Below are 266 nucleotides of genomic sequence, written 5' to 3' on the forward strand. Positions count from 1 at the left end.
CGGAACGGTGTGACCGCCCATGCCGTTGCCCGCGTCCACGACCACCTTCAGCGGACGGACCGACGCCAGATCCACCAAAGACCGCAGGTGCTCCGCATACCCCTTCAGCGAGTCCTGCTCCGTCACCGTGCCCGGCACCGTACCCGCAGGAACAGCCGGGGCACCCCCATCCAGCCACCCCTCCACCAGAACCCGGATCTGCGACAGACCCGTGTCCTGACCCACCGGAGCCGCACCCGCCCGGCACATCTTGATCCCGTTGTACT

General features: G+C 68.0%; 1 pseudogene. It reads right to left on the minus strand.

What is annotated here, in order from left to right:
* Window positions 1-266, minus strand: a pseudogene (gene manB / locus IG86_RS0138190) (phosphomannomutase/phosphoglucomutase); the annotation flags it as partial.

The organism is Streptomyces virginiae, from assembly GCF_000720455.1.
Taxonomy (GTDB): Bacteria; Actinomycetota; Actinomycetes; order Streptomycetales; family Streptomycetaceae; genus Streptomyces; species Streptomyces virginiae.